The 1,246-nt window shown below is 31.2% G+C and carries 2 protein-coding genes; both read left to right on the top strand.

Annotated elements, in window-relative coordinates; genetic code table 11:
- The first annotated feature begins 100 nt into the window (after window positions 1–100).
- Complete coding sequence (locus AB1349_14480) at window positions 101–820, top strand: acylneuraminate cytidylyltransferase family protein (GenBank protein ID MEW6558532.1); 720 nt, start codon at window positions 101–103, stop codon at window positions 818–820.
- Window positions 813–1,246, top strand: a 434-nt coding sequence (locus AB1349_14475) for an N-acetylneuraminate synthase family protein (GenBank protein MEW6558531.1), incomplete at its 3' end; no start/stop codon positions are given. The genes AB1349_14480 and AB1349_14475, both read left to right, overlap by 8 nt.

The following is a 1,246-nucleotide window of genomic DNA, read 5'->3' as shown; positions in this document are numbered from 1 at the left end:
ATAAACGAAGATATAAAAACAGATCCTTATTATAGTGATATTGAACCATTTAACTATCAGGGTGGGGACACAATTTACATCTTGGAGAAAAAATAAAAACATGAAAATACTTGGTTTGATACCTGCCCGGGGTGGTTCAAAATCAGTCCTTCAGAAGAACATTAAATTACTGGCAGGTAAGCCGTTAATTGCTTATACAATTGAAGAAGCAAAAAAATCTAACTTAATCAATAGAATAATTGTTTCAAGTGATGATAAAGAAATTGTCAAAATATCCAAAAAATTTGGTGCTGAAGCCCCATTTCTAAGGCCTTCCCATATATCACAAGATGATACACCTGACCTGCCGGTATTTCAGCATGTACTTAAATGGCTTAAAAAAAATGAAAACTACATCCCCGATATAATTATTCATTTAAGACCGACATCACCTTTAAGAAAAGTTGAACATATAAATAGTGGAATAAAATTATTGCTTAAAAACAAAAGTGCCGATTCTGTTCGGTCAATATGTGAACCCAATCAGACACCATACAAAATGTGGAAAATTATTAAAGGTTATCTTGCCCCTTTATTAAATATAAAAAGTAATAAAAAGGTTGAAACATATAATTTACCAAGACAAAAATTACCAAAAGTTTATTGGCAGACCGCTTCAGTAGATGTTATAAGATATGATACCATAATGAAAAAAAATTCAATGACCGGAGACAAAATTCTACCACTATACATAGATGAAAAATATTCTATTGATTTAGACACAGAATTAGATTTTAAGATAGCTGAGGAAATAATAAAGTCGGGGGTTATAAATGGATAAAACCACAATATTTGATAATTTATTTGTGTTTGATATGGCAAATAACCATCAGGGAAATGTTGAACATGGAAGGAAAATTATCTCTGCAATATCTGAAATATGTAAAGAAAAAAATATTAAAGGCGTTATAAAGTTCCAGTATAGACACTTGAATACATTTATTCATCCTGATTATAGAAATGCTACGACCCCTAAACATATCCTAAGATTTTTAAATACACGACTAACAGAAGATGAGTTTAAAATATTAGTTGACGATATCAAGAGAAATGGATTGATTACAATGTGCACTCCTTTTGATGAGGAATCAGTAACACTAATTGAACATCACGAAATAGAAATTATAAAGATAGCAAGTTGTTCAGCACAGGACTGGCCATTACTTGAAAGGATAGCAATTGCCAGAAAACCGGTAGTGTGTTCAAC

It is taken from the genome of Elusimicrobiota bacterium (genome assembly GCA_040757695.1).
In the GTDB taxonomy this organism is placed as follows: domain Bacteria; phylum Elusimicrobiota; class UBA8919; order UBA8919; family UBA8919; genus JBFLWK01.
The sequence above is the reverse complement of the archived record's forward strand: the minus strand, read 5'-3'. Positions and strand labels throughout refer to the sequence as shown.

Excerpts from the sequence above, each read along its gene's own strand:
- AB1349_14480 (MEW6558532.1), top strand. The coding sequence starts at position 101 with ATGAAAATACTTGGTTTGATACCTGCCCGGGGTGGTTCAAAATCAGTC.